Source organism: Kineococcus rugosus, assembly GCF_050871975.1.
GTDB lineage: Bacteria > Actinomycetota > Actinomycetes > Actinomycetales > Kineococcaceae > Kineococcus.
The window spans coordinates 65,531-89,607 of record NZ_JBJLSJ010000019.1 but is presented as its reverse complement, the minus strand read 5'-3'; the positions used below and the strand labels follow the sequence as shown (position 1 = coordinate 89,607).

Here is a 24,077-nt window from a genome sequence, read left to right as displayed (position 1 = left end):
TCAGTGATCCACGGCCAGTGGGCATCCGGGCGGGGGCCGTCCGCGGGGACCGGCGCCTCACCGCGGCGGGCGCTGCTCGTCCGGGCCGGGGTCCTCACCGGCGCCGCGGCGCGCGCTCAGCAGCCGGCGGAAGGACTCCAGCCGGGCCGCCCCGGCCGCCCCGGCCCGCCCCGACCCCACCCAGGCGTCGAGGCCGCAGTCGGGCTCGTCGTGCGTGCACCCGCGCGGGCAGCCCCCCTCGCCCGGCAGGAGGTCCGGGAACGCGCGCAGCACCGCCTCCGGGTCGACGTGGGCCAGCCCGAAGGAGCGCACGCCCGGGGTGTCGATGACCCAGCCGCCCCCGGGCAGCGCCAGCGCCGCCATCGACGTCGAGGTGTGCCGGCCCCGGCCGGTGACCGCGTTGACGTGGCCGGTGGCCCGCCCGGCGTCGGGGACCAGCGCGTTGACCAGCGTCGACTTGCCAACCCCGGAGTGCCCCACGAGGACGGTGGTGCGCCCGGCCAGGCGCTCGCGCACCTCCTCCAGGCCGACCAGCCCCTCCGGCCCGCGGGAGGTGACCACCGCGTCCAGCCCCAGCGGGGCCCACGTGTCCAGCACCTCCGCCGCCGGCCGCAGGTCGCCCTTTGTCAGGCACAGCAGCGGCTGCATGCCCGCGTCGTAGGCCGCCACCAGGCAGCGGTCCACCAGCCGGGAGCGCGGTTCGGGGTTCGCCACCGCCGTCACCACCACGAGCAGGTCGGCGTTGGCGACCACGACCCGCTCGATCGGGTCGGTGTCGTCGGCGGAGCGGCGCAGCTTCGTGCGCCGCTCCTCGATCCGGACGATGCGGGCCAGCGTGTCGGTCGTGCCCGACACGTCGCCGACCAGCCCCACCCGGTCACCCACGACGACCCCCGTGCGGCCCAGCTCGCGGGCCCGCATGGCCGTCACCACGCGCTGCTGCGCCGTGCCCTCCCCGACCAGGCAGGTGGACCGGCCCCGGTCCACGGCCACGACGAAGGCCTCGACGGCGTCGGCGTGCGCCGGGCGGTCCTTGGTGCGCGGCCGGGACCCGCGCCGGTTGGGCCGGATCCGGACGTCGTCCTCGTCGAAGCGCCCGACGGGACCGCGCTGCCGCGGGCTCAGGCGCCGACCCCCGCCAGCATCGCGGCCCACATCCCGGGGAAGTCGGGCAGCGTCTTGGCGGTCGTGGCGACGTCCTCCACCAGCACGCCCTCCACGCGCAGGCCCAGCACGGCGCCCGCGGTCGCCATCCGGTGGTCGGCGTAGGTGCGGAAGACCCCGCCGTGCAGGGCCTGCGGGTGCACCAGCAGGCCGTCGGCGGTCTCCTCGGCCCGGCCCCCCAGCGCGTTGACCTCCGTCACCAGCGCCTTGAGCCGGTCGGTCTCGTGCCCGCGCAGGTGCGCGACGCCGCGCAGCCGCGTGGGGGAGGAGGCCAGCGCCGCCAGCGCCGTGATCACCGGCGCCAGCTCACCGGCCTCGTGCAGGTCCAGGTCCACGCCGTACAGCTCACCGGTGCCCTCCACGAGCAGGCCGTCGCGGTCCAGGGTCACCTCCGCGCCCATCTGGTCCAGCACGTCGCGCAGCACGTCACCGGCCTGGGTCGTCGACTGCGGCCAGCCCGGCACCCGCACCCGGCCGCCGACCGCGGCGGCCGCGGCCAGGAAGGGCCCGGCGTTCGACAGGTCGGGCTCCACGTGGACGTCGAGGGGGTTGATCTCCCCGGCCTCGACGAACCAGCGGCCCGGGGTGGAGTCGTCGACCAGGACGCCGGCGTCCCGCAGCACCTCCACGGTCATCCGGATGTGCGGCAGGCTCGGCACCGGCGGGCCGTCGTGGACGACCTCCAGCCCCTCGCGGGTGCGGGCGCCGACCAGCAGCAGCGCGCTGACGAACTGGCTGGAGGCCGAGGCGTCGATGCGGACCGTGCCGCCGCGCAGCCCGCCGGCGGGGCCGCGCACGCTGAACGGCAGCAGACCGCGCCCGCCGTCGTCCACGACGGCGCCGAGCTGGCGGACCGCGTCGAGCACGGCACGCATGGGGCGCTCGCGGGCGCGGTCGTCGCCGTCGAACTCCACGGGGGAGTCGGCCAGCGCGGCGACCGGCGGCAGGAAGCGCATGACGGTCCCGGCCAGGCCGCAGTCGATCCGCGAGCCGCCGGTGACGGGGCCGGGCCGCACCACCCAGTCGCCGGCGCCCACGCCCTCGGCGGCGCCCTCGACGACGTCCGCCCCGAGCTGGCGCAGCGCGTCGGCCATCAGCAGCGTGTCCCGCGAGACCAGCGGAGCGCGCAGCAGCGAGGGGCGCCCGGCCAGCGCGGCCACCACGAGGTAGCGGTTCGTCAGCGACTTCGAGCCCGGCACCGCGACCACGGCGTCCAGGGGGCCGGCCGCGGTCGGGGCGGCCCACAGCTCCTGGTCCGGAGCCGGTCTGGACGGTGCGCTGGACGGATCGTTCGGAGTCACGGGAGGCATCCTCGCAGCCGCCCCGGACACGGGTCGAACGGTGGTCGGGGCGGCGGCGGGGAGCGTCAGCCGATCTTGGCGGCGGCCAGCTGGACGTCCTTCTTGCCGAGCTCGGCGGCGTGGACGGCCTCGCGGGCGGCGAGGTGGGCCAGCCGCTTGGCGTCCCGGCCGGCGCGCTTGCCCCGCCACAGCGCCCCGGGCTTGCCGGCGGTGTCGACCGAGGCCAGCAGGGCCCCGCCGAGCAGGCCGAGGTCGGTGAGGAAGTCGTCGAGGACCTCCCGGCGCACCGCGGGGTCCTTCTCGGACCAGAAGGGGTGGTTCACGTACGCGCTGGGCGCCGCGGTGGCGGCCAGGACGGTGGCGGCCAGCCGCGGGGCCCGGCCCAGGGCGAACAGCACCCCGGCGCCGGCCATCGCCGCGCCGTTGAGGCGGACCAGCAGCACCGGGTCGTCGGGCAGGCGCAGCGGGCCGGCCACGCGGTGCACCAGCGGCTCGGCCGACGGGGCGAGGTCCCCGGCGTGCCGGACCTGGTCGATGCCGTTCTTGATGAAGATCGCCGCGAGCATCGGGCGGGCCACTCGTCGCACCACAGTCATGGGAGTTGCCTACCGCACGGGCGTGATCACCGCGACCGCGGGGCCGTGTCGCCGGGGCGTGTCGCCGGGGCGTGGCAGGGTGGCCCCGTGTGCGGTCGCTACGCCCTGCGTCGGGAGCTCGAGGACCTGGTCGAGGAGTTCGAGGTCGACGACAACACCCTCGCCGGCGGGGGTGCGGTCACCCTGTCCACCAACACCGCCCCCACGACGACCCCGCCGGTGGTGCTGGAGCGCTTCCGCAAGGGCGAGCCGGACGCCCCGCCGACCCGCTCGCTGCGGGCGCTGCGGTGGGGGCTGGTGCCCGGCTGGTCGAAGGAGGGGACCGGCGGGGCCCCGCTGGTCAACGCCCGCGTGGAGACGCTGCTGTCCAAGCCGGCCTTCGCCGCGGCCGCCACCGCCCGCCGCTGCCTGGTCCCGGTCGACGCCTGGTACGAGTGGCAGGCCTCCACCGCCGCGGACGGCCGCCCGCGCAAGCAGCCGTTCGCCGTCGCGAGCGCCGACGGGTCGGTGCTGTCGCTGGCCGGGGTCTACGAGTTCTGGAAGGACGAGGCGAGGGCACCGGCCGACCCCGCCCGGTGGCTGGTCTCGTTCGCGGTCGTCACCACGGCCGCCGAGGAGGGCCTGGACCGGCTGCACGAGCGGATGCCGCTGGTGGTCCCGCGCGACCTGCGCGACGCCTGGCTGGACCCCTCCCTCGACGACGCCGACGACGTGCGGTCCCTGCTGGGGGCCGTGCCGCGCGACCTCTTCCTCGGGGGTGCGCTGCGGGCGCACCCGGTCCCGGCCGCGGTGGGCGACGTGCGCAACCAGGGCCCGGAGCTGCTCGACCCCGTGCCGGCGGCGGACCTGGACGGCGTGGTGGACCTGCGCACGGGCGAGGTCCTGGGTGCCTGAGCCGGTGCCTGAGCCGGTGCCGGGCCGGTGCCGGGCCGGTGCCGGCGGGTGACGGAATGGTGACGGGGGCGCCCGCGTTGACCCGGACATGCCGTTCGCCCCAGCCCTCGAACCCGCCCGGCGGGTCGAGCCGCGCGCGCCGCGCCGCGGCGCCGCCGGTCCGCCCGGTCGCCGTGACGTCCGGGGTCCGCGCGTGAGCGCAGCTCCCGCGCAGGGCCTAGGCTCGATCGCGATGACCGAACAGACCGAGCAGGTCGCTCCGCAGGAGACCGCCGACGAGCGGGCCGCGCGCTTCGAGCGCGATGCGCTGCCGTTCCTCGACCAGCTGTACTCCGCCGCCCTGCGCATGACCCGCAACCCCGCGGACGCCGAGGACCTGGTCCAGGACGCGTTCGCGAAGGCGTACGCCGCGTTCCACCAGTTCACCCCGGGCACCAACCTCAAGGCGTGGCTGTACCGGATCCTGACGAACACGTACATCAACACGTACCGCAAGAAGCAGCGCGAACCCCAGCAGGCGCACTCCGACGAGATCGAGGACTGGCAGCTCGCGCGGGCCGAGTCGCACTCCTCCCGGGGGCTGCGCTCGGCCGAGACCGAGGCGCTGGACCACCTGCCGGACTCCGACGTCAAGCGGGCGCTGCAGCAGGTCCCGGAGGACTTCCGGCTGGCGGTGTACCTGGCCGACGTCGAGGGGTTCGCGTACAAGGAGATCGCCGAGATCATGGGCACGCCCATCGGGACGGTGATGTCCCGCCTGCACCGCGGCCGGCGCCAGCTGCGCGAGCTGCTGCGCGACTACGCCGTGGACCGGGGCGTCAGCGGGGCCACCGCCCAGAAGGAAGGTGCGTCGTGAGCGGGGTCGAGCGGAACGGGGCCAAGCACTGCCAGGAGGTGCTGGAGCGGGCGTTCGAGTACCTCGACGGTGAGATGCCCGACCTGGACTGCGAGAAGCTGCGGGCCCACCTGGAGGAGTGCGCCAGCTGCCTGGCCCAGCTCGCCGAGGACGAGAAGCTCAAGCAGGTCATCCGGGACGGCTGCCCCTGCGAGGAGGCGCCGCAGACCCTGCGGGCGCGCATCCTCGTGTCCATCACCGAGGTGAGCGTCACCGCGCGCTGAGCCCGCCGCAGCGGCTCACAGACGCACGAGGCCCCGGATCCGTGAGGATCCGGGGCCTTCGTCGCTCCGGTGCGCCGGTTCAGGCGTTGGGGCGCTTGCCGTGGTTCGCGCCGTTGCCCTTGCGCGAGCGGCGCTTGCGGCCTCGCTTGCTCATGGTGTCCTCCTCCGTGGTCGATGGATCTCGGCGTCCATCGTCCCACGGGGTGAGGGGTGCTCAAGGTCGCCCCGGTGGCGCCCGATGCCGCAGGGGTGACGATCACGCAGGGTCCCGCCGCCCAGCAGAGCGCCGGGCACGTGGCGCCCGCCGCCGAGCCGCTCATCACCCCGTACCTGCGGGCTCTGGTGGAGCTGCGCGGGTCCGACCTGCACTGCAAGGCCGGGTCGCCGCCGCGGATCCGGATCGACGGCCGGCTGCGCGTCCTGCAGGCCCCGCCGCTGACGGCCGACGTCACCGAGCGGATGCTGGAGCAGATCCTGCGCGCCGACCTCGTCGAGGAGTTCGCCCGCACCCACGAGGCCGACTTCGCGTACAGCCTGCCGCAGGGCGCGGGCCGGTTCCGCGTCAACGCCTTCCGCCAGCGCGGGTCCGTCGGCCTGGTGCTGCGGCGCGTGGCGGCGCAGGCGGTGCCGCTGGCCGGGCTGGGCGTGCCGCCGGTCATCGAGCAGCTGGCGCTGGAGCACCGCGGCCTGCTGCTGGTGACCGGCCCCACCGGCTCGGGCAAGACGACCACCCTCGCCGGGATGATCGACCACATCAACACCGTGCGCGAGAGCCACATCGTCACGATCGAGGACCCCATCGAGGTCCTGCACACCGACAACCGGTCGATGATCAGCCAGCGCGAGGTCCGCCTCGACACCGCCGACTTCACCACCGCGCTGCGCGCGGCGATGCGGCAGGACCCCGACGTGATCCTCGTGGGGGAGATGCGCGACCAGGAGACCGTGAAGGCGGCCCTGTCGGCCGCCGAGACCGGCCACTTCGTCATGTCGACCCTGCACACGATCGACGCGGCCGAGACGATCTCGCGCATCATCGACTTCTTCCCCCCGCACGAGCAGAAGCAGGTGCGGCTGGCCCTGGCGGGGTCGCTGCGCGGAATCGTCTGCCAGCGCCTGGTGCCCCGCGCCGACGGGGCGGGCCGGTGCGTGGTCATGGAGATCTGCGTCAACACCGGCCGGATCGCGGACGCGATCGCCGACCCGGACAAGACGAACCACATCACCGACCTCATCCGGGAGGGGCAGTACTACCGGATGCAGACGTTCGACCAGCACCTCGTGGAGCTGGTCCGGGACGGGGTCGTCACGCTGGAGGACGCGCAGGACGCCGCGTCCAGCCCCCACGACCTCGCCGTCGAGCTGCGCCGGCTCGGTCTGGTCGTCTGAGGTCCAGTCGTCCGAGGTCCAGTCGTGCGGGGTCCGGTCGTCCGGGGTCCGGTCGTGCGGGCCCCGGGGCGGCCGGCGGGTCCGGTCGCCGGCGGGCACCGGGGCGGGGGACGCCGCCGTCCTCGGACCACTCGCGCGAGGTCCGGGAGTCGGCGCCGAAGCGGGGTGCGGTCAGGGCCAGCACCACGAGGACGGCCAGCACCACGAGGGCGGTGAGATCGGTGGACACGGCTCCAGCGTCGTCGGGGCGCCCACCCCCCGACGAGTGGCAGCTCTGCCGAGGTCCGCGCAGATCCTGCCAACTCGCCCGGGGGCTGGCAGACTGCCCCGCATGGGGAGGAGCGGGGACCTGCACGACGTGGCGGTGGTCGTCGGCCCGGGGTTCTCGGCGTTCGAGTTCTCGGTGGCCTGCGAGGTGTTCGGCATCGACCGCACCGACGACGGCGTGCCGCCGTTCCGCTTCGCCGTCTGCACCGAGCACGCCGGGCCCGTCGCCTCCCGGCACGGGTTCAGCCTCACCACCGAGCACCGCCTGGACCGGCTCGACGAGGCCGACCTCGTCATCGTCACCCCGCCCGGGCTCGACTTCAGCGCACCCGGCGAGCAGCTCACCGACCGGCTGCGCGCCGCCGCCGGCCGCGGGGCGACCGTCGCGAGCTTCTGCAGCGGCGCCTTCACCCTCGCCCACACCGGCCTGCTCGACGGCCGGCGCGCCACCACCCACTACCGGTACGCCGCCGAGCTGGCCCGCCGCTTCCCGCTCGTCGAGGTCGTCCCCGACGTCCTGTACGTCGAGGACGGGCCGCTGGCCTCCAGCGCCGGCACCTCCGCGGGCATCGACCTGTCGCTGCACCTGGTCCGCGAGCACCACGGCACCGCGGTGGCCACGGCCATCGCCCGGCGGATGGTCGTGCCCCCGCACCGCGACGGCGGCCAGGCCCAGTACGTCGACGCGCCCGTGCGCCCGTGCGCCGACGAGTCGCTGGCCGCGGCCCTGGACTGGGCCGTGGGGAACCTGCACACCGAGATCGACGTGGCCGCCTGGGCGCGGGCGGCGGCGATGTCACCGCGCACGTTCGCCCGCCGGTTCCGCGCCGAGACCGGCGTCACCCCGCACCGCTGGCTGCTGGAACGGCGCGTCGCGGCGGCCCGGCTGCTGCTGGAGGAGGGCGACCAGGGCATCGACGTGGTGGCCGCCCGGTGCGGCTTCGGCTCCGCCGCCATGCTCCGCCAGCACTTCCTGCGGCTCGTGGGCACCACCCCCACCGCCTACCGGCGCACCTTCCGCGGGGCGCGCTCGCCGGTCGCCACGAGGTTGCTGCCGACCGCATGACGTTCCTGCGCGAGCTGTTCGCCGACGTCCGCTCGCGGCTGTACGGCCACGACCTGTTCCTCGTCTCGGCCGGGGTCACGTTCTACGCCGCGATCGCCCTGGTGCCCTCGCTCGTCGTCGTCGTCCGGCTGCTCGCCGCCGTCGTCGGCCCGGCCGAGGTCCTCGAGCTCGCCGACGCGGTGGGCCGGGCGCTGCCGGCCGCCCAGAGCGCGGGGACCGTCGTGCGCGACCTCGCCGCGACGGCCGTCGACGTGGGCTGGGTGCCCGCGCTGGTCGCGCTCGTCCCGGCCACGGTCTACGGCGAGGGGCTGCGCCGGGGCTTCGCCCGCGTCAGCGTGCGCCACCCCGAACCGGCCCCGCCGGCGGTGCGGGGCCGGACGGGGGCGTGGGGGGTGCGGCTGAAGGCGCTGCCGCTGCTGCTGCTGGCCCCCGCCGGCTTCCTCGCGGTCCTGGAGGTCGCCCCGTTCCTGGTGCGGCTCTTCGGCAGCGGCCTGCCCGGCTCCGCGCTGGGGGTCTACGTCGCGCTGAACGTCGACTGGCTGGTCGTCTCACCCGTGCTGGTCTACGTCTACCGCGTGCTCGGCCCGGTCCGGCCCGGGTGGTGGGCCTGCCTGTGGGGCGGGTACGCCACCGGCGCGTTCGTGTCCGGCTTCCTGCAGGGCTTCGTGCTGTTCCTGGCCATCCCCGTCGACCTGGGCGCACCCTTCGGCGGGTACACCCAGGTCGGGGGAGCGGTCGCGGTGTGCCTGTGGCTGTGGGTGTTCACCGCGCTGACCGTCTACGGGTACGCGGTGACCCTGGAGCTGCAGCGCCGGCGGGACCGGCGCCCGCAGCCTCAGCGCACCGTGAACTGACGCACCTGGGCGTCCAGGTCCTTCGCCACCTCCGAGAGCTCACCCACCGAACCACGCACGGCCCGGACCTCGTGGGTCGTGCCCTGCACGGCACCGGCGGTGCCCTCCAGGGCCGCCGCGATCCCGGTGGAGCGGCCCGCGGCCGTGTGCAGGGTGCCGCTGACCGACGTCGTGGTCGCCAGCTGCTCGGCGACGGCGGCCGCGATGGTGGCCTGCAGCTCGTCGATGTGGGCGATCGTCTCGGTGATGCGGGCGATGTCGGCGCGCACCGCCGCCGCCTCGGACTGCACGGCGGTCAGCGTCGGGGCGATCTCCTCGGTGGCCTGCGCCGTCTGCCGCGCCAGCTCCTTGACCTCCTCGGCGACGACCGCGAACCCCGCACCGGCCTCCCCGGCGCGCGCGGCCTCGATGGTCGCGTTGAGCGCCAGCAGGTTCGTCTGCGCGGCGATGGCGGTGATGGTGCGCAGCACGTCGGCGATCTGCTGGGAGCTGGCGCCCAGCCGCTCGACGGTGCCGGTCGCGGCCTGCGCGAGCTGGACCGCCTCGCCGGCGACGACGGTGACGTTGCTCGTCGTGGCGGACACCTCGTCGGCCGCGGCGCGCAGCTGCTCCACCGCGTCGGACACCTCGTGCACCCCGGCCGAGACCGTCGTGGCGTCGCCGGTGACCTGCCCGATCTCGGCGGCGGTGGACTCCGCCGCCCCCGCCAGGCGGTCGCTGGCCCCGTCCAGGGACCCGGCGGCCGCGGTGACCCGGGCCGCGCCCTCGCTCATCGCGACCAGCGCGTCGCGGACCGCGCCGGTGGCCTCGTCCAGGGCGACGCCCATCGTCCCGATCTCGTCGTCGCCGTGCCGCTCGCCCTCGCCCAGCGCGCGGGCCGACAGGTCGCGGGCCGCGACGCGGCGCAGCACGTCGGTGAGCCGCCCGATGCGCCGCACCAGGGTGCGGGCCAGCACGGCGATGACCCCGGCCATCACCAGCGCCACGCCCGCCCCCACCAGGACGGTGTTGCGGACCAGGCTCGCGCCGCCGGCCGAGACGCGGTCGGTGACCACGGCGGTGTCGGCGTCGGGCAGCCAGCTGGTGACGACCCAGTTGTAGGCGGGGTAGCGGGTGACGCCGACGGTGTAGGCGCCGTCGGCGAGCGTGACGTCGCGGGTGGTGAACTCCCCGGCGGGCAGCTCCTTCGCGGCGGCGATGAGGTCGGCGACGTAGGGCTTCCCGTCGGCGTCGGTGGCCTCGATCATGGCGTCGCCGTCGGCGGCGCCCTCGGGGGCGACGACGGCGGTCCCGGCGGAGGCGGCCGCGTCGGAGAACACGGCGAAGTAGCCGGAGGTGCCGACGGTGGCGGCGGCGAGGGCCTCGCGCAGCTCCGCGGTGACGTCGGCCTGCGGCAGCCCCACGAACACGGCGCCGATGACCTCGTCGCCGGACTTCAGCGGCTCGTAGACGGTGACGTAGGGCCGGTCGGCGACGACCGCGGTGCCGTGGTACGTCTCCCCGGCCGCGAGGGCCTTCACGACGGCGTTGGCGCTGCCGTCGGCGTTGACGGCGGGGATGTAGGTGCCGATGTTGCGGGAACCGCTGGCCCCGACGACGTTCGTGGCGACCCGCAGCATGGCCCCGGTGTCGTCCATCTTCTGGAAGACGGTGGTGGCGGCGCCGGTCAGGCGCGCGGCGTCGTCCATGCCGGGCACGGTCGCGGCGGGGTCGCCCTGCTGGCCCAGCCAGGTGCCGCCGAACTCCAGCCGCGGCAGGGTGACCGTCGTCTTGTCCTTGGTGACCTGGTTGGTGGCCGTCCAGGTCGCGGTCTCGGCGGGGTCGACCGCGGCCGCGCCGAGCTGGGTGAGGCGGTCGGTGGTCACCCGCAGGTTGGAGTCCAGCATCGCCTGCACCGCGGCGGCCTGGGTCGACACGGTGGTCTGGACCTGGGTGCCGGCGTCGTGCAGGGACTGCTCGGACATCGCCCGCACGTCGGCGGCGGTGTCCCGGGAGAGGTCGCCGACCTGCAGCGCCGACAGGGCGCTCATGAGCCCGGCGGTGACGACGACGGCACCGACGCCCGGCAGCAGGAGCTGGGAGCGCAGCGAGCGGGGACGCAACGAGATGGCCACACCCAGCCATCGGCGTCCCGGTCCCGGAACTCAAGCCCCCCGCGGGCCCCGGTCCCGGATCACCGGGTGGGAGCGGGGTCCTCGCGGTGGTCGCCGGTGCGGCCGTCGACGAGCTCGCGCAGGACGTCGACGTGCCCGGCGTGCCGGGCCGTCTCCTCGATCGCGCGGATCAGCACCCAGCGCAGCGTGACCGTCGCGCCGTTCCCGGCGGTGCCCCGCTCGGTGGTCTTCAGCTCCCGGATCGCCTCGTCGGCCGCGGCGCGGGCCCGCTCGTAGTAGGCCAGGACGCCCTCGGTGGTCTCCCACGGGTGGATGCGCCAGTCGGCCCGCGGGTCCTCGTCCAGGACGGCGGCGGGGATCTCGTCGCCGGGGCGGCCGAACGTGGAGCAGAACCAGCCGTACTCGAGGTGGGCCAGGTGCTTCACGGTGCCGAGGAGGGTGGCCCCCGAGCCGACGACCTGGCGGCGCAGCTGCTCGTCGTCGAGGCCCTCCAGCTTCCACAGGACGGCCTCGCGGTGACGCTGCAGGCTGGCCACCAGGCTCGGCTTCTCCCCGGCGGTGTACGGAACGAGCGTCATGCGACGGAACCTACGGGGTCCCGGGGACGCTGACCACCCCGGGAGCGGCCCGTACGATCACCGCGTGAGCGCGCACGTCGACGGCCTGTTCGTCTACCCGGTCAAGGGCATGAGCGCTCAGCCCCTGGACCGCGTGGGCCTCACCGCCGGTCGCGGCGTCCCGCACGACCGGACCCTCGCCCTGGCCCGCCCCGGCGGCGCGTACGTCCCGGGGATGCGGCACGGCGTGTCCAAGCGCGAGTACTTCGTCCTGGTCGCCGAGGAGCGCCTCGCCGCGCTGAGCACCCACCTCGACACCGCGACCGGGGTGTTCACCGTCGACGTCCGGGGCCACCGGGTCCTGACCGCCGACCTGGGCACCGAGGAGGGGCTGGCCGCGGTGCGCGCCTTCTACGCCCGCGTCCTGGACCTGCCGCCGGGCACCGAACCCGTCGTCGCCCGCGACGAGGGCCGCCGGTTCACCGACACCGCGCACGCCGGCGACGAGGAGATGGAGTACGTCTCCGTGGTCAACCTCGCCTCGGTGCGCGACCTCGCCGAGCGCGTCGGCGCCCCCGTCGACCCGCTGCGCTTCCGCGGCAACGTCCACGTCGAGGGCCTGGAGCCGTGGGCCGAGTTCGACCTCGTCGGCCGCGAGTTCACCCTCGGCGGCGTCCGAGTGCGGGGGGCCACGACGACCGTGCGCTGCGCCGCCACGGAGGTCGAGCCCGGCACGGGGCGGCGGGACCTGCCCGTCCCCCAGCTGCTCTCGCGTACCTACGGGCACGAGGTCGTGGGGTTCTACGTCCAGGTCCTGTCCGACGGCGAGCTCGCCGTGGGCGACGGCGTGACGGGGGTGCCCGGTGCCTGACCGGCTGCACCTGCAGGTCGCCGACCGGACCGACCTCACGCCCACCGTCGCCCGCTTCGTGCTGCGCGACCCGGCGGGCGCGGCGCTGCCCGGCTACCGCGGCGGGGCCCACGTCACGATCACCACCCCCGGCGGGCAGCGCCGCAGCTACAGCCTCGTCGAGGCCGGCGGCCGCGCCCCGCGCGAGTACGTCGTCTGCGTGCGCCGCGACCCCGGCGGGCGCGGGGGGTCGGTCAGCATGCACGACGACGTCCGCGTGGGCGACGTCCTGGAGGTCACCTGGCCGGCCAACGGCTTCGCGCTGCGGCCCGCGAAGCGGTACCTGTTCATCGCCGGCGGCATCGGCATCACCCCGGTCCGGGCGATGGTCGCCGAGCTGCGCGCCCGCGGCAGGGCGCAGGTCGAGCTGCTCTACCTGACCCGGGAGCCGGGGGAGACGGCCTTCCTCGACGAGTTCGGCGCCGACGGGACGCTGCTGCACCACAGCGCGACGCACGGCCGCCTCGACCTGTGGCCGTACCTGGAGCACCCTGACGACGACGCCCGCGTCTACTGCTGCGGCCCCACCGCGCTCGTCGAGGAGGTCCGGGCCCTCACGGCGCACTGGCGCCCCAGCCGCGTCCACGTCGAGGACTTCGCCGGCGTCGACGCCCTCGGCGGCCGGCGCACGCCGTTCACGGCGGTCTGGGAGCCGACGGGGGCGCGGGTGCCGGTCCCGGCCGAGCGGACCCTGCTGGGCGCCCTGCGGGACGCCGGGATCGAGCTCGAGGCCTCCTGCGAGTCCGGCACCTGCGGCACCTGCCGGCTGCGCCTGGTGCGCGGCGACGTGGACCACCGCGACCTCGTCCTGAGCGCCGACGAGCGGGCCGGGCACCTCATGCCGTGCGTGTCCCGGGCGGTGTCGGAGGAGATCGCGGTCGCCCCGGCCTGAGGCGGGGCGCCCGCGGGTGCTCCGGGGAGGGCTCCGGGGTGCGGGAGCCGGTCCTGGTGGCAGGCTGGCGGGGAGACGCAGCAGCGTGCGCCACCCCTGACGGAGAGCCCTCCATGACGACCTCCCTGCCCCCGGCGTCCCACCGGACCCCGGCCCTGTCCCTGCAGCTGCACCGGCCGGTGCTGCGGTTGCCCGGCACCTACCCCGCGCAGGGCGACACCTTCCTGCTGGCCCGCACGGTCCGCGAGCGCGGCAGCGTCGTGGGCCGCGACGTCCTCGACGTCGGCACCGGCGGCGGGTCCCTCGCGGTGGCCGCGGCGCGCGCCGGGGCGCGGACGGTGACGGCCGTCGACATCTCGTGGCGGTCGGTCCTGACCGCCCGGCTCAACGGCCGGCTGCACCGGGCGCCGCTGACGGTCCTGCGCGGCGACCTGTTCGCGCCGGTGGCCGGGCGCACCTTCGACGTCGTCCTGGCCAACCCGCCCTACGTCCCGGCCGCGACCGACGCCCTGCCCCGGCACCGCCCGGGGCGGTCCTGGGACGCCGGCCGCGACGGCCGGGCCGTGATCGACCGGATCTGCGACCGGGTCGGCGACGTGCTCGTCCCCGGCGGCCGGCTGCTGATGGTCCACTCGGTCCTGGCGGGGGAGGCCGCGACCCTGGAGCGGCTGCGGGCGCGGGGGCTGCGCGCCGACGTGGTGGCCCGGGCGGACGAGCCCTTCGGCCCGGTGATGACCGCGCGCGCCGACGCCCTGCGCGCCCGGGGCCTGCTGGCTCCCGGGCAGACCCACGAGGAGCTCGTGGTGGTCGAGGCGGTCCGGCCGCCGGCGGGCGAGGCCGCCTGATGGGTGCCGAACGGGTCGCCCGCGTCCTGGTCAGCGACGACGGCCCCGTCCTGCTCGAGGGGCCGGTCGACATCGACCTGCCGGACGGCCGGCGGGTCCGCTCGGACCGGCCCGTCACCGCGCTGTGCGTGTGCCGCCGCAGCGCCCGCTACCCCCTGTGCGACACCAGCCACCGCGGCCGCCCGGCTGCCCGCACCGCCGGGCCCGCGGACGCCACGCCCGAACCGGAGGAGAAGCCGTGAGCACCGCCACCGTCCTGACCCGCGGCCCGTCGCTGCCCGCCGACCGGGGGCCGCTGAGCGCGGCCGTCCTGGCGTACCTGCGGGGGCACCCCCTGGTGGTCGCCGAGGACGAGCTGACCACCGCCGACCCGTTCGGCGACGACCTGCAGCTGGCCCTGTACTCCTGCTACGAGCTGCACTACCGCGGGTTCGCCGGGGTCGCGGCCGACCTGGAGTGGGACCCGGACCTGCTGGCGCTGCGGCGGGTGCTGGAGCTGCGGTTCCTGCAGGCGCTGCGGGCCGCCGTCCCGGGCGGGGACGACGTCGCGGGGGCGATCGCCGCGCTGGTCACCGAGGACCCCGCCGCGCGCGGGGTCTCGCACCACCTGCGCCGGCGGGGGGAGCTGTGGCAGCTGCGGGAGTACGTGGCGCTGCGCTCGACGTACCACCTGAAGGAGGCCGACCCGCAGGCCTGGGTGATCCCCCGCCTGGAGGGCGCGGCGAAGGCCGCGCTGGTCACCGTCGAGCACGACGAGTACGGCGCGGGCCGCCCCGAGCGCATGCACGCCCGGTTGTGGGGCGACATGATGCTCGAGCTGGGGCTGAGCGACGAGTACGGCTCCTACCTGGACCACGCGCCGGCCCCCGTGCTGGCCGAGGTGAACTTCATGTCGCTGGCCGGTCTGCACCGCGACCTGCGCGGCGCGCTCGTGGGGCAGTTCGCGGTGGTGGAGCTGACGTCCTCGCCGGGGTCGGCCCGCCTGGTGGCGGCCGCGCAGCGCCTGGGCTGCGGCCCGGCGACCGTGGAGTTCTACGCCGAGCACGTGGAGGCGGACGCCGTCCACGAGCAGGTGGTGCGCCACCAGATCATCGCGCCGCTGGTCGCCGACGACCCGGCGATGGCCGCGGACGTGGTGTTCGGCATGCAGGCGGCGACCTTCATCGACGACCTCCTCGGCGAGCACGTGATGGCCCGCTGGGCGGCGGGGGAGTCGGCGCTGACCCGGCCCCTGGACGCCTAGGAGGGTCCCCTCCCGCACGCCGGCCGGGCGTGCGGGAGGACCGCCCTACGCGTCCTTGAGCATCCGCGCGAGGAACGACCGGGTGCGGTCCTCGCGCGGGTTCACGATGACGTCGGCCGGTGCGCCGCGCTCGACGACGACCCCGCCGTCCATGAACACCACCTGGTCGGCGACGTCGCGGGCGAAGGCGACCTCGTGGGTCACGACGAGCATCGTCGTGCCGTCCGCGGCCAGTTCCCGCATGACGGTGAGGACCTCCCCGACGAGCTCGGGGTCCAGCGCCGACGTCGGCTCGTCGAACAGCATGAGCTTGGGCTGCATCGCCAGCGCCCGCGCGATCGCGACGCGCTGCTGCTGCCCGCCGGACAGCTGGGCCGGGTAGTTGCCGGCCCGGTCGGCCAGGCCCACCCGGTCGAGCAGCTCCAGCGCCCGCTGCCGCGCCTGCGCCCGGGGCACCCCGCGGACCCGGACGGGCGCCTCGACGACGTTCTCCAGCGCGCTCATGTGCGGGAACAGGTTGAACCGCTGGAACACCATGCCGATGTCCCGGCGCTGCTGGGCGATCTCCTTGTCGGTCAGCCGGTGCAGCCGCCCGCCGCGCTCGGCCAGCCCCACCAGCTCCCCGTCGACCCAGATGCGGCCGGCCTCGATGCGCTCCAGGGAGTTGATGCAGCGCAGGAACGTCGTCTTGCCCGACCCCGACGGCCCGAGCAGGCACACGACCTGCCCCGCGTGGACGTCGAGGTCGACGCCCTTGAGGACCTCGACGTGCCCGAAGCTCTTCTGGACGTTGCGCGCCTTGACGAGGGGTTCGCTCACTTCGCACCCCCCGGGCCCATGGCGACCCCGGCGGCGGTGGTGCGCCGCGCGGGCCCGGTGCCGTAGCCGCGGCTGAACCGCTTCTCCAGGAAGTACTGGCCGACCATGAGGATCGACGTCGCGATGAGGTAGTACGCGACGGCCGCCATGTTCCCGGCCATGACCTCGAACGTGCGGTTCTTGATCTGGCTGACCCGGAAGAACAGCTCGGTGGACACCGGGATCGCCGCCAGCAGCGAGGTGTCCTTGAGCATGGCGATGACCTCGTTGCCGGTGGGCGGCACGATGACGCGCATCGCCTGCGGCAGGATCACCCGGCGCATCGCGAGCCCCTTCGACATGCCCAGGGCCTCGGCCGCCTCGTGCTGGCCGCGATCGACGCTGAGCATCCCGGCGCGGGCGATCTCGGCCATGTACGCCGCCTCGGAGAAGCCGAGGCCGAGGATGCCGCCGAACACCCCGCCGAACAGGGCGTACAGCGTCGTCTGCGACACCGTCAGCAGCCGCAGGTCCGGCGTGCCGAACCACTGCGTGAGCAGGAAGTCGAACGGGACGCCGATCGACAGCCCCGTCGCGAACAGCGCCCCGAGCCCGCCGGTGATGGACAGCAGCACGTACCGGGGCACCGCCCGGAAGAACCAGGTGAACACCCACGACACCGACGACAGGACCCGGTTGTCGGACAGCCGCAGGATCGCCAGCAGCACCCCGCCGACGATCCCGATGACCATGGCGCACACCGTGGTGAACAGCGTCCCGATCAGGAAGCCGCGGATGACGATCGTCTGGTTCATCACCTCCAGGGTGAACGGCCAGTCGAAGTTGTCGTTGGTGAGCAGCAGGTGCAGCAGCATGAGCGCGAGCACCGCGATGACCGCGAGCGCCACCCAGCGCCACGGGTGGCGCACCTCGACCGCGTCGATGCGGCCGGGGCGCTCCTCCTCGTCCTGGTGACCGGGGGTCGTCACGACGCGGCGGGGTTGACCGGGAACTCGGTCACGGCGCCGGTCTCACCGCCCCACGGCGCCAGCGCGGCCTCGTAGGAGCCGTCCTCGGCGATCGCGGCGAGAGCCTTGGAGATCGCCTCGGCGGCGCCGGTCTCGGCCTTGGGGACGACGATGCCGTAGGGCGCGGAGTCGTAGACGTCACCGGCCAGCTCCAGCTGGTCGCCGGTCTGCTCCACGGCGTACGCGGCGACGGGGGAGTCGGCGAGCATCGCGGCGGCGCGGCCCTGGACGACGGCCGTGGTGGCGTCCTCCTGGGAGTCGAAGGACAGGACCTGGATCTCGGGCTGGCCGGCGTCGGCGCAGGCCTTCTGCCGGGCCGGCAGGTCGTCGTCGGACTGGGTGGTGCCGGTCTGCACCGAGACGATCTTCCCGCAGGCGGCGTCGGGGTCGATGCCGTCGGGGTTGCCCTTGGCGACGACCCACTGGGTGCCGGCCTCGAAGTACTGGACCATGTTCACCTGCGCCACGCGCTCGGCGTTGATGGTGAACGAGGAGATCGCGGCGTCGTAGCGGTTGCTGACGACCCCGGTGAGCAGGGTGTCGAAGCTGGCGTCGGAGAACTCGGCGCGCACGCCGAGCTTGGCGGCGACGGCGTTCATGACGTCGATGTCCATCCCGACGACCTCGGTGCCGTCGAGGAACTCGTTGGGGGCGTACTCGGCGTTCGTGCCGACGCGCAGGACGCCGGAGTCCTGCACGGACTGCGGCAGCATCGCCTTCAGCGCGGGGTCGGCCGAGGCGGTGGCGGCGGACGTCGTGGTCGAGGAGCTGCCGGCGCCACCCGAGAGGGTGTCGGAGCCGCAGCCGGCGGCGGTCAGGCCCGCGACGGTCAGGGCACCGAGGGCGCCCACGATCCGGCGGCGGGTGGTGGGACGAGCAGACACGGGGGGACCTCCGGGGTACGGGTGTGGAGCGTGCACAGTGTGGACCAGGTGAACGCCCGTCCGCGCACCGCGCACCGCGCGAAACCCGTTCGTCACCCGGTCGTCACACGCGAGGGCCCCGCGACGGGCTCCCGACGGGCTCTCGACGGGCCCCGGCGGGACCGTCCGAGCGGCCCGGCAGGCTGGGCCCGTGACCGCGCCCGGACGCCCCTCCCGCCAGCCCGACCGCCTGCTGCGCCGCGTGGGACCGGCCGCCGGGACCCGCCCGGACCCCGGGCGCTGGCCGGACGCCGTCCCGGCCGTGGCGCAGCTGCTGACCAGCGGTCTCGACGTCCCGGCCGGGGTGACGTTCCTGGTCGGGGAGAACGGGGCGGGCAAGTCCACGCTGGTGGAGGGGATCGCGCAGGCCCTGGGGGTGCACGCCGAGGGCGGCCTGCGTCGGCACGCGCCCGGCCGCGAGCAGGCCCCGGTCGACGCGTCGGGGCTGGGGGACCGGTTGCAGGTGGTGCGCGGCACCTCCCGCCACCGGGAGGTCTTCTTCCTGCGCGCCGAGACGACGCACCGGTTCTACTCCTGGCTGCACGACGTCGGGTCGCCGGCCCACGCGGACCTGCACCGCCGCAGCCACGGCGAGTCGTTCCTCGACGTGCTGGACGCCGCGTGGATGCGGCAGGTGGGGCTGCTGCTGCTCGACGAGCCGGAGTCGGCGCTGTCGTTCACCAACCAGCTGGTCCTGGGCCGGTCCTTCGCCGCGATGGCCGCGCAGGGCCGTCAGGTGCTGTGCGCGACGCACTCCCCGCTGCTGACGGCGCTGCCGGGGGCGCGGATCCTGCAGGTCGGCCCCGACGGGATCACCCGCGCGCAGTGGGAGGACCTGCCGCTGGTCCGGGACTGGCGCTTCTTCCTGGACGCCCCGGAGCGCTACTGGCGCCGGCTCCCGGGCTGACGGCCAGCAGCCCGGGGGGCAGGTCGAGCACCGGGGTGCCCGCGACGACCAGCCCGGCCCGCTCCCAGGGCCGCTGACCGGCCAGGAACGGCCGCTCGGCCCGCTCCCACTCGTCCCAGAACGCCTCGGCCGCGGCGCGGTCGCCGTTGACGCCGGAGGCGACGTCGCGCTCCAGGCCGCGGACCCGGGCCAGGGCGCGGTCGGACTGCACCCACACGAGCGCGTCGAGGAGCGCCGACGCCTCCCGCCGGCCCGCGCCCACGCCCTCGACGAGCACGAGGTCGGTCCCGGCGGGCACGTCGAGGGACCCGGCGCGCCCGTGCGGGGCCCAGCCCGGCGGGGTGAAGGACACGTCCTGGCCCCGCCGCAGCGGGGCCAGGACGCCGTCGACGAGCAGGTCGGCCCAGTCGAAGAACGAGTGGTGCCAGGCGAGGTCGTCGGTGTGCACGACCACCGACGTCAGACCCCGGCGCCGGGCCTCGGCGTGCAGGAGAGCGGCCAGGGTGGACTTGCCGGAGGCGCTGCGCCCGTCCACCGCGACGACCCCGGTGCCCACCGCGTCCAGGACGTCGGCGGGCGACGCCGGCCGCCACGGGCCCGCGGGCGGTTCCCCCTCGGACAGCTCCACCGCCGCCGCCTCAGGGCTGGGGGACGCCCAGCCAGTCGTACCAGCCGCTGTGCAGCACCAGCCACGCCAGCAGCCCGTACCCGGCCTGCCCGGGGTGGACGCCGTCGGAGGCGGCGAGGTCGGCGTACCAGTCCTCGTGCTCCAGCAGCGGGGAGAACGTGTCGACGTAGGCGATCCGGCGGCGCGCGCAGACGTCGGCGAACGCGTCGGCCAGGTCCCCGATGCGCTCGTTGCGCTCGGCGTCGGAGACCGGGGTCGGGCCCACCACGAGGGTCGGCAGGCCCCGCGCCTCGCACTCGTCCAGGACGTTGGCCAGGTTGAGGCGGCTGCGGGCCAGGGTGGTGCCCGCGTCCAGGTCGGCGTGGCCCAGCCCCACCACGAGGCGGTGCTCGTCGCCGCCGACGAACCGGCGGGAGGTCTCCTCGCGCCAGCGGTTGTTCAGCTCGGTGGTCGTCTCGCCGGGGACCCCGAGCGGGAAGAAGGTGACGTCGCGGTCCTCGCGGGGGGTGCGGGCCGACACGCGGCCGACCCAACCCAGGGCGCGGGGGTCCCCGACCCCGGTCACGAACTCGTCGCCGATCAGGCACACCCGCACGTCGTAGCGGCCGTTCACTGCAGGTCCTCGCTCACGCGGGTGGTGCTCCTCGGTCGTGGGGGGCGGGGTGTCGGGGCGAGGATAGTCGCTCCCACGCACGGACCCCGTCACCCGCGACGGGTGACGGGGTCCTGGTGCCGGGGCCGGTCAGCGGGCGAACGCCTCCTCGACGATCCGCCGCTGCTCGGCCTGGTGCCGCTTGGCCGACCCGGCCGCCGGCGAGGCCGACGCGGGCCGCGAGACGAGCCGCAGCTTGGCCGCCAGCGACGGGAACAGGCCCATCGCGACGTGCCACCAGCCGCCCTGGTTGGCCGGTTCCTCCTGCACCCAGACCGGCTCGGCGTCCGGGAACCGGGACAGGACCGCCAGCACCTGCTGCACCGGCAGCGGGGCGAGCTGCTCGAGTCGGACGATGGCCGTGGCGGTGTCGCCGCGGGCGGTGCGCTCGGCCACGAGGTCCCAGTAGACCTTGCCCGAGCACAGCAGCACGCGGTCGACCTTCGCCGGGTCCAGCCCGCCCTGGTCGCCGACGACCTCCTGGAAGGTCCCGGTGGTGAAGTCCTCCACGCTGGACGTCGCGGCCTTCAGGCGCAGCATCGACTTCGGGGTGAAGACGATCAGCGGCTTGCGGGGCCGGGCGTAGGCCTGCCGGCGCAGCAGGTGGAAGTAGCTGGCCGGGGTGGAGGGAACCGCGACCGTCATGTTGTCCTCGGCGCACAGCTGCAGGAACCGCTCGATGCGGCCCGAGGAGTGGTCCGGGCCCTGGCCCTCGTACCCGTGCGGCAGCAGCAGCACGACCGAGGAGCGCTGGCCCCACTTCTGCTCACCGGCGGCGATGAACTCGTCGATGACGGTCTGCGCGCCGTTGAAGAAGTCGCCGAACTGCGCCTCCCACAGCACCAGCGCGTCGGGGCGCTCCACGGAGTACCCGTACTCGAACCCCATCGCCGCGTACTCCGACAGCAGGGAGTCGTAGATCCAGAACTTCGCCTGCTCGGCGCCCTCGCGGCCCAGGTAGAGCAGCGGGGTCCACTCCGCGCCGGTGACCCGGTCGGTCAGCACCGCGTGCCGGGACACGAACGTGCCGCGGCGGGAGTCCTGCCCGGACAGCCGGATCGGGGTGCCCTCCATGAGCAGCGAGCCGAAGGCCAGCAGCTCGCCCCAGCCCCAGTCGATGCCGCCCTCGGTGGACATCTGCTCGCGCTTGTCCAGCAGCTGCCGCAGCTTGGGGTGGACGGTGAAACCGGCCGGCGGGTTCGCCTGGACCTGGCCGATGTGCTTGAGGACGGCCGCGTCGACCGCCGTCTCGCGCGCCTGGGCCGGCTTCTGCTCGTCGGCCTCCTGCGCCGACGGCTTCTCCAGCCCGCCGCGGCTGTCGCCGTCCCCGGAGCCGCCGTTGACGGTGCCCTTGGTCTCGGCGAACGCCCGCTCGAGCTGCGCCGAGTAGTCGCGCAGCGCCTCCTCGGCCTCCTCGACCGAGATGTCGCCGCGGCCGATGAGGCCCTCGGTGTAGCTCTTGCGCACCGAGCGCTTCTTCTCGATGAGGTTGTACATCAGCGGCTGCGTCATCGAGGGGTCGTCGCCCTCGTTGTGGCCGCGGCGGCGGTAGCAGACCATGTCGATGACGACGTCCTTGTCGAACTCCTGGCGGAACTCGAACGCCAGCTGCGCCACCCGGACGCACGCCTCGGGGTCGTCGCCGTTCACGTGGAAGATCGGCGCCTGGATCATCCGGCCGACGTCGGTGCAGTAGAACGACGAGCGCGACGACGCCGGGGCGGTGGTGAACCCGACCTGGTTGTTGATGACGACGTGCACCGTGCCGCCCGTGCGGTACCCGCGCAGCTGCGACAGGTTGAGCGTCTCGGCGACCACGCCCTGACCGGCGAACGCGGCGTCGCCGTGGATGAGGACCGGCAGCACGGGGAACGAGGCGCCGCCGAGGTTGATGCGGTCCTGCTTGGCCCGCGCCACCCCCTCCAGCACCGGGTCGACCGCCTCGAGGTGGGACGGGTTCGCCGCGACGTAGACCTTCGTCTGCTCGCCGTCCTCGCCCGTGAACGTGCCCTCGGTGCCCAGGTGGTACTTCACGTCGCCCGAGCCCTGGACCGTGCGGGGGTCCTGCATGCCCTCGAACTCGCGGAACACCTGCGAGTAGCTCTTGCCGGCGATGTTCGTGAGCACGTTGAGGCGGCCGCGGTGGGCCATGCCCAGGCAGACCTCGTCCATCCCCGCGGACGCGGCGCGCGAGAGCAGGCCGTCCAGCAGCGCGATGACGGACTCACCGCCCTCGAGGCTGAACCGCTTCTGCCCCACGTACTTCGTCTGCAGGAACGTCTCGAACGCCTCGGCGGCGTTGAGCCGGCGCAGGATGCGCAGCTGCTCGGCCGCGGTCGGCTTGGCGTAGGGGCGCTCGACGCGGTCCTGGATCCACTTGCGCTGCTCGGGTTCCTGGATGTGCATGTACTCGATGCCGACGGTGCGGCAGTACGAGTCGCGCAGGACGCCGAGGATGTCGCGCAGCTTCATGTGCGCCTTGCCGCCGAAGCCCCCGGTGGGGAACTCCCGGTCGAGGTCCCACAGCGTCAGGCCGTGGGTCTCGATCTCGAGGTCGGGGTGCATCCGCTGCCGGTACTCCAGCGGGTCGGTGTCGGCCATGAGGTGCCCGCGCACCCGGAAGGCGTGGATCAGCTCGACCAGCCGCGCGGTCTTGTTCAGCTGGTCGTCGTGGCTGATCGAGATGTCCGGCGTCCAGCGGATGGGCTGGTACGGGATGTGCAGGGCCTGGAAGACGCGGTCGTAGAACCCGTCCTCGCCCAGCAGCTTGGTGTGCACGATCCGCAGGAACTCGCCCGAGCCGGCGCCCTGGATGATGCGGTGGTCGTACGTCGACGTCAGCGTGATGACCTTGCTGACGGCCAGGCGGGTCAGCGTCTCCTCGCTGGCGCCCTGGTACTCGGCCGGGTACTCCATCGCGCCGACGCCGATGATCGCGCCCTGGCCCTTGACCAGGCGCGGCACCGAGTGGACGGTGCCGATCGTGCCCGGGTTGGTCAGGCTGATCGTGGTGCCGGCGAAGTCGTCGGCGGTGAGCTTGCCGCCGCGGGCGCGGCGCACGACGTCCTCGTAGGCGCTCCAGAACTCCGCGAAGTTCTTGGTCTCGCACTCCTTGACCGCGGGGACCATGAGCTGGCGCGAGCCGTCGGGCTTGGGCAGGTCGATCGCGATGCCGAGGTTGACGTGCGCCGGCTGCAGGACGGCGGGCTTGCCCTTGGCGTCGGTCGTGTAGGCCGCGTTCATCGACGGCATGGCCGCCAGCGCCTCGACGACGGCGAAGCCGATGAGGTGGGTGAAGGAGACCTTCCCGCCGCGGGCCCGCTTGAGGTGGTTGTTGATGACGATGCGGTTGTCGACCAGCAGCTTGGCCGGGACCGCGCGCACGCTGGTCGCCGTGGGGACCTCGAGGGAGTCCTCCATGTTGGTCACCACGCGCGCGGCGGGGCCGCGCAGCGGGGAGACGACGTCGGTGGCCGGGTGCGGGTCGGTCGCCGGCTTCGCCTGCGGCTCGGTCTTGGCTGCGGGCACCGGCTCGGTCTGCGGCTCGGCCTTCGGCGCGGGAGCGGCCTTCGGCGCCGGCTGCGCGGCGGCCTTCGGCGCCGGCTGCGGGGCGGCCTTCGGCGCCGGCTGCGGGGCGGCGGGGGCGGACGGGGCCGGTGCCGCCACCGGGGCCTCGGTCCTGGCCGGCGCGACGGGCGGCTGCGCGGGCGCCTGGCCGTTGCCGTTGCCGTTGGCCGCGGGGGTCACCGACCGGGTCGTGCCGGCCGGGTTCTCGGCGGGGGAGTAGTCCTCGAAGAAGTCCCACCACGCCTGGTCGACGGAGTTCTTGTCGGCCTTGTACTGCTCGTACAGCTCGTCGACGAGCCATTCGTTCGGACCGAAGGTCGCTGCGATCTTGTCCTCGTGGTGCGAGGGCTGTTGAGGCACGGC

At 74.9% G+C, this 24,077-nt stretch carries 24 protein-coding genes; 12 read left to right on the top strand and 12 right to left on the bottom strand.

Annotated features, from left to right (window positions below; genetic code table 11):
• Nucleotides 1–57: 57 nt before the first annotated feature.
• From rsgA to ACRYM6_RS12755, 3 genes are read right to left on the bottom strand one after another with little or no spacing between them, the layout of a single operon-like run.
• Nucleotides 58–1,125 carry a ribosome small subunit-dependent GTPase A gene (gene rsgA / locus ACRYM6_RS12765; RefSeq protein ID WP_432543260.1) on the bottom strand — a complete coding sequence of 356 codons (1,068 nt, stop codon included), beginning with the start codon at nt 1,123–1,125 and terminating at the stop codon, nt 58–60.
• Nucleotides 1,122–2,474, bottom strand: coding sequence for a 3-phosphoshikimate 1-carboxyvinyltransferase (gene aroA, locus ACRYM6_RS12760; protein ID WP_432543251.1), 1,353 nt, complete (start codon nt 2,472–2,474; stop codon nt 1,122–1,124). The genes rsgA and aroA overlap by 4 nt, the downstream gene beginning before the upstream one ends.
• A gap of 56 nt (nt 2,475–2,530) precedes the next feature.
• A complete protein-coding gene (locus tag ACRYM6_RS12755) occupies nt 2,531–3,043 on the bottom strand; it encodes a DoxX family membrane protein (protein ID WP_432543250.1) in 513 nt (170 codons plus the stop codon).
• A gap of 105 nt (nt 3,044–3,148) precedes the next feature.
• Between ACRYM6_RS12755 and ACRYM6_RS12750 the strand changes: the two genes are divergently transcribed.
• From ACRYM6_RS12750 to rsrA, 3 genes are all read left to right on the top strand, one after another.
• Nucleotides 3,149–3,955, top strand: a complete 807-nt coding sequence (locus ACRYM6_RS12750; RefSeq protein WP_432543249.1) for an SOS response-associated peptidase — start codon at nt 3,149–3,151, stop codon at nt 3,953–3,955.
• Between the two features lie 232 nt (nt 3,956–4,187).
• Nucleotides 4,188–4,811, top strand: a complete 624-nt coding sequence (locus ACRYM6_RS12745; RefSeq protein ID WP_432543248.1) for a sigma-70 family RNA polymerase sigma factor — start codon at nt 4,188–4,190, stop codon at nt 4,809–4,811.
• A complete protein-coding gene (gene rsrA / locus ACRYM6_RS12740) occupies nt 4,808–5,074 on the top strand; it encodes a mycothiol system anti-sigma-R factor (protein WP_432543247.1) in 267 nt (88 codons plus the stop codon). Before ACRYM6_RS12745 ends, rsrA begins: the two co-directional genes overlap by 4 nt.
• A gap of 79 nt (nt 5,075–5,153) precedes the next feature.
• Here rsrA and ACRYM6_RS12735 read toward each other — a convergent pair whose 3' ends face one another.
• Nucleotides 5,154–5,228 carry a 50S ribosomal protein bL37 gene (locus ACRYM6_RS12735; RefSeq protein WP_375791718.1) on the bottom strand — a complete coding sequence of 25 codons (75 nt, stop codon included), beginning with the start codon at nt 5,226–5,228 and terminating at the stop codon, nt 5,154–5,156.
• Nucleotides 5,229–5,368: 140 nt separating this feature from the next.
• On the opposite strand from ACRYM6_RS12735, the gene ACRYM6_RS12730 reads away from it, so the two are divergent.
• The 3 genes from ACRYM6_RS12730 (at nt 5,369) to ACRYM6_RS12720 (ending at nt 8,650) form a co-directional block, all read left to right on the top strand.
• Nucleotides 5,369–6,463 (top strand): type IV pilus twitching motility protein PilT, encoded by a 1,095-nt coding sequence (locus ACRYM6_RS12730; RefSeq protein WP_432543259.1) that lies wholly within the window; start codon nt 5,369–5,371, stop codon nt 6,461–6,463.
• Nucleotides 6,464–6,794: 331 nt separating this feature from the next.
• Nucleotides 6,795–7,796, top strand: coding sequence for a GlxA family transcriptional regulator (locus ACRYM6_RS12725; RefSeq protein WP_432543246.1), 1,002 nt, complete (start codon nt 6,795–6,797; stop codon nt 7,794–7,796).
• Nucleotides 7,793–8,650: a YhjD/YihY/BrkB family envelope integrity protein gene (locus tag ACRYM6_RS12720; protein ID WP_432543245.1), complete on the top strand. Its 858-nt coding sequence runs from the start codon at nt 7,793–7,795 to the stop codon at nt 8,648–8,650. Before ACRYM6_RS12725 ends, ACRYM6_RS12720 begins: the two co-directional genes overlap by 4 nt.
• On the opposite strand, the gene ACRYM6_RS12715 is transcribed toward ACRYM6_RS12720, so the two are convergent.
• Together ACRYM6_RS12715 and ACRYM6_RS12710 are read right to left on the bottom strand one after the other, a co-directional pair.
• On the bottom strand, nt 8,632–10,764 hold the full coding sequence (locus tag ACRYM6_RS12715; RefSeq protein WP_432543244.1) for a methyl-accepting chemotaxis protein: 2,133 nt from the start codon (nt 10,762–10,764) through the stop codon (nt 8,632–8,634). The genes ACRYM6_RS12720 and ACRYM6_RS12715 overlap by 19 nt on opposite strands.
• A 59-nt stretch (nt 10,765–10,823) precedes the next feature.
• Nucleotides 10,824–11,342 (bottom strand): DinB family protein, encoded by a 519-nt coding sequence (locus ACRYM6_RS12710; protein WP_432543243.1) that lies wholly within the window; start codon nt 11,340–11,342, stop codon nt 10,824–10,826.
• A gap of 64 nt (nt 11,343–11,406) precedes the next feature.
• Between ACRYM6_RS12710 and ACRYM6_RS12705 the strand changes: the two genes are divergently transcribed.
• The 5 genes from ACRYM6_RS12705 to ACRYM6_RS12685 all read left to right on the top strand — a co-directional run bounded on the left by ACRYM6_RS12705 (nt 11,407) and on the right by ACRYM6_RS12685 (nt 15,211).
• On the top strand, nt 11,407–12,192 hold the full coding sequence (locus tag ACRYM6_RS12705) for an MOSC domain-containing protein (RefSeq protein WP_432543242.1): 786 nt from the start codon (nt 11,407–11,409) through the stop codon (nt 12,190–12,192).
• Nucleotides 12,185–13,123, top strand: coding sequence for a PDR/VanB family oxidoreductase (locus ACRYM6_RS12700; RefSeq protein WP_432543241.1), 939 nt, complete (start codon nt 12,185–12,187; stop codon nt 13,121–13,123). Before ACRYM6_RS12705 ends, ACRYM6_RS12700 begins: the two co-directional genes overlap by 8 nt.
• A gap of 113 nt (nt 13,124–13,236) precedes the next feature.
• Entirely contained in the window at nt 13,237–13,968 is a 732-nt protein-coding gene (locus ACRYM6_RS12695) for a HemK2/MTQ2 family protein methyltransferase (protein ID WP_432543240.1), read from the top strand.
• The gene (locus ACRYM6_RS12690; protein WP_432543239.1) at nt 13,968–14,210 is read left to right on the top strand and encodes a CDGSH iron-sulfur domain-containing protein; all 243 of its coding nucleotides are present in this window, start codon (nt 13,968–13,970) and stop codon (nt 14,208–14,210) included. Before ACRYM6_RS12695 ends, ACRYM6_RS12690 begins: the two co-directional genes overlap by 1 nt.
• Nucleotides 14,207–15,211 (top strand): iron-containing redox enzyme family protein, encoded by a 1,005-nt coding sequence (locus ACRYM6_RS12685; RefSeq protein WP_432543238.1) that lies wholly within the window; start codon nt 14,207–14,209, stop codon nt 15,209–15,211. Before ACRYM6_RS12690 ends, ACRYM6_RS12685 begins: the two co-directional genes overlap by 4 nt.
• A gap of 45 nt (nt 15,212–15,256) precedes the next feature.
• Here ACRYM6_RS12685 and ACRYM6_RS12680 read toward each other — a convergent pair whose 3' ends face one another.
• From ACRYM6_RS12680 to ACRYM6_RS12670, 3 genes are read right to left on the bottom strand one after another with little or no spacing between them, the layout of a single operon-like run.
• Nucleotides 15,257–16,030, bottom strand: coding sequence for an amino acid ABC transporter ATP-binding protein (locus ACRYM6_RS12680; RefSeq protein ID WP_432543237.1), 774 nt, complete (start codon nt 16,028–16,030; stop codon nt 15,257–15,259).
• Nucleotides 16,027–16,998 carry an amino acid ABC transporter permease gene (locus ACRYM6_RS12675; RefSeq protein ID WP_432543236.1) on the bottom strand — a complete coding sequence of 324 codons (972 nt, stop codon included), beginning with the start codon at nt 16,996–16,998 and terminating at the stop codon, nt 16,027–16,029. The genes ACRYM6_RS12680 and ACRYM6_RS12675 overlap by 4 nt, the downstream gene beginning before the upstream one ends.
• Nucleotides 16,995–17,921: an ABC transporter substrate-binding protein gene (locus ACRYM6_RS12670; protein WP_432543235.1), complete on the bottom strand. Its 927-nt coding sequence runs from the start codon at nt 17,919–17,921 to the stop codon at nt 16,995–16,997. The genes ACRYM6_RS12675 and ACRYM6_RS12670 overlap by 4 nt, the downstream gene beginning before the upstream one ends.
• A 190-nt stretch (nt 17,922–18,111) precedes the next feature.
• Here ACRYM6_RS12670 and ACRYM6_RS12665 point away from each other — a divergent pair, with 190 nt between their 5' ends.
• A complete protein-coding gene (locus tag ACRYM6_RS12665) occupies nt 18,112–18,867 on the top strand; it encodes an AAA family ATPase (protein ID WP_432543234.1) in 756 nt (251 codons plus the stop codon).
• On the opposite strand, the gene ACRYM6_RS12660 is transcribed toward ACRYM6_RS12665, so the two are convergent.
• The 3 genes from ACRYM6_RS12660 to ACRYM6_RS12650 form a co-directional block, all read right to left on the bottom strand.
• A complete protein-coding gene (locus ACRYM6_RS12660) occupies nt 18,773–19,495 on the bottom strand; it encodes a uridine kinase family protein (RefSeq protein ID WP_432543233.1) in 723 nt (240 codons plus the stop codon). The genes ACRYM6_RS12665 and ACRYM6_RS12660 overlap by 95 nt on opposite strands.
• Before the next feature lie 10 nt (nt 19,496–19,505).
• Complete coding sequence (locus tag ACRYM6_RS12655; protein ID WP_432511662.1) at nt 19,506–20,108, bottom strand: GDSL-type esterase/lipase family protein; 603 nt, start codon at nt 20,106–20,108, stop codon at nt 19,506–19,508.
• A gap of 129 nt (nt 20,109–20,237) precedes the next feature.
• A complete protein-coding gene (locus ACRYM6_RS12650) occupies nt 20,238–24,074 on the bottom strand; it encodes a multifunctional oxoglutarate decarboxylase/oxoglutarate dehydrogenase thiamine pyrophosphate-binding subunit/dihydrolipoyllysine-residue succinyltransferase subunit (protein WP_432543232.1) in 3,837 nt (1,278 codons plus the stop codon).
• Between the last annotated feature and the right edge of the window lie 3 nt (nt 24,075–24,077).

Excerpts from the sequence above, each read along its gene's own strand:
- aroA (WP_432543251.1), bottom strand. The coding sequence starts at position 2,474 with ATGCCTCCCGTGACTCCGAACGATCCGTCCAGCGCACCGTCCAGACCG.
- ACRYM6_RS12745 (WP_432543248.1), top strand. The coding sequence starts at position 4,188 with ATGACCGAACAGACCGAGCAGGTCGCTCCGCAGGAGACCGCCGACGAG.
- ACRYM6_RS12725 (WP_432543246.1), top strand. The coding sequence starts at position 6,795 with ATGGGGAGGAGCGGGGACCTGCACGACGTGGCGGTGGTCGTCGGCCCG.
- ACRYM6_RS12720 (WP_432543245.1), top strand. The coding sequence starts at position 7,793 with ATGACGTTCCTGCGCGAGCTGTTCGCCGACGTCCGCTCGCGGCTGTAC.
- ACRYM6_RS12710 (WP_432543243.1), bottom strand. The coding sequence starts at position 11,342 with ATGACGCTCGTTCCGTACACCGCCGGGGAGAAGCCGAGCCTGGTGGCC.
- ACRYM6_RS12695 (WP_432543240.1), top strand. The coding sequence starts at position 13,237 with ATGACGACCTCCCTGCCCCCGGCGTCCCACCGGACCCCGGCCCTGTCC.
- ACRYM6_RS12690 (WP_432543239.1), top strand. The coding sequence starts at position 13,968 with ATGGGTGCCGAACGGGTCGCCCGCGTCCTGGTCAGCGACGACGGCCCC.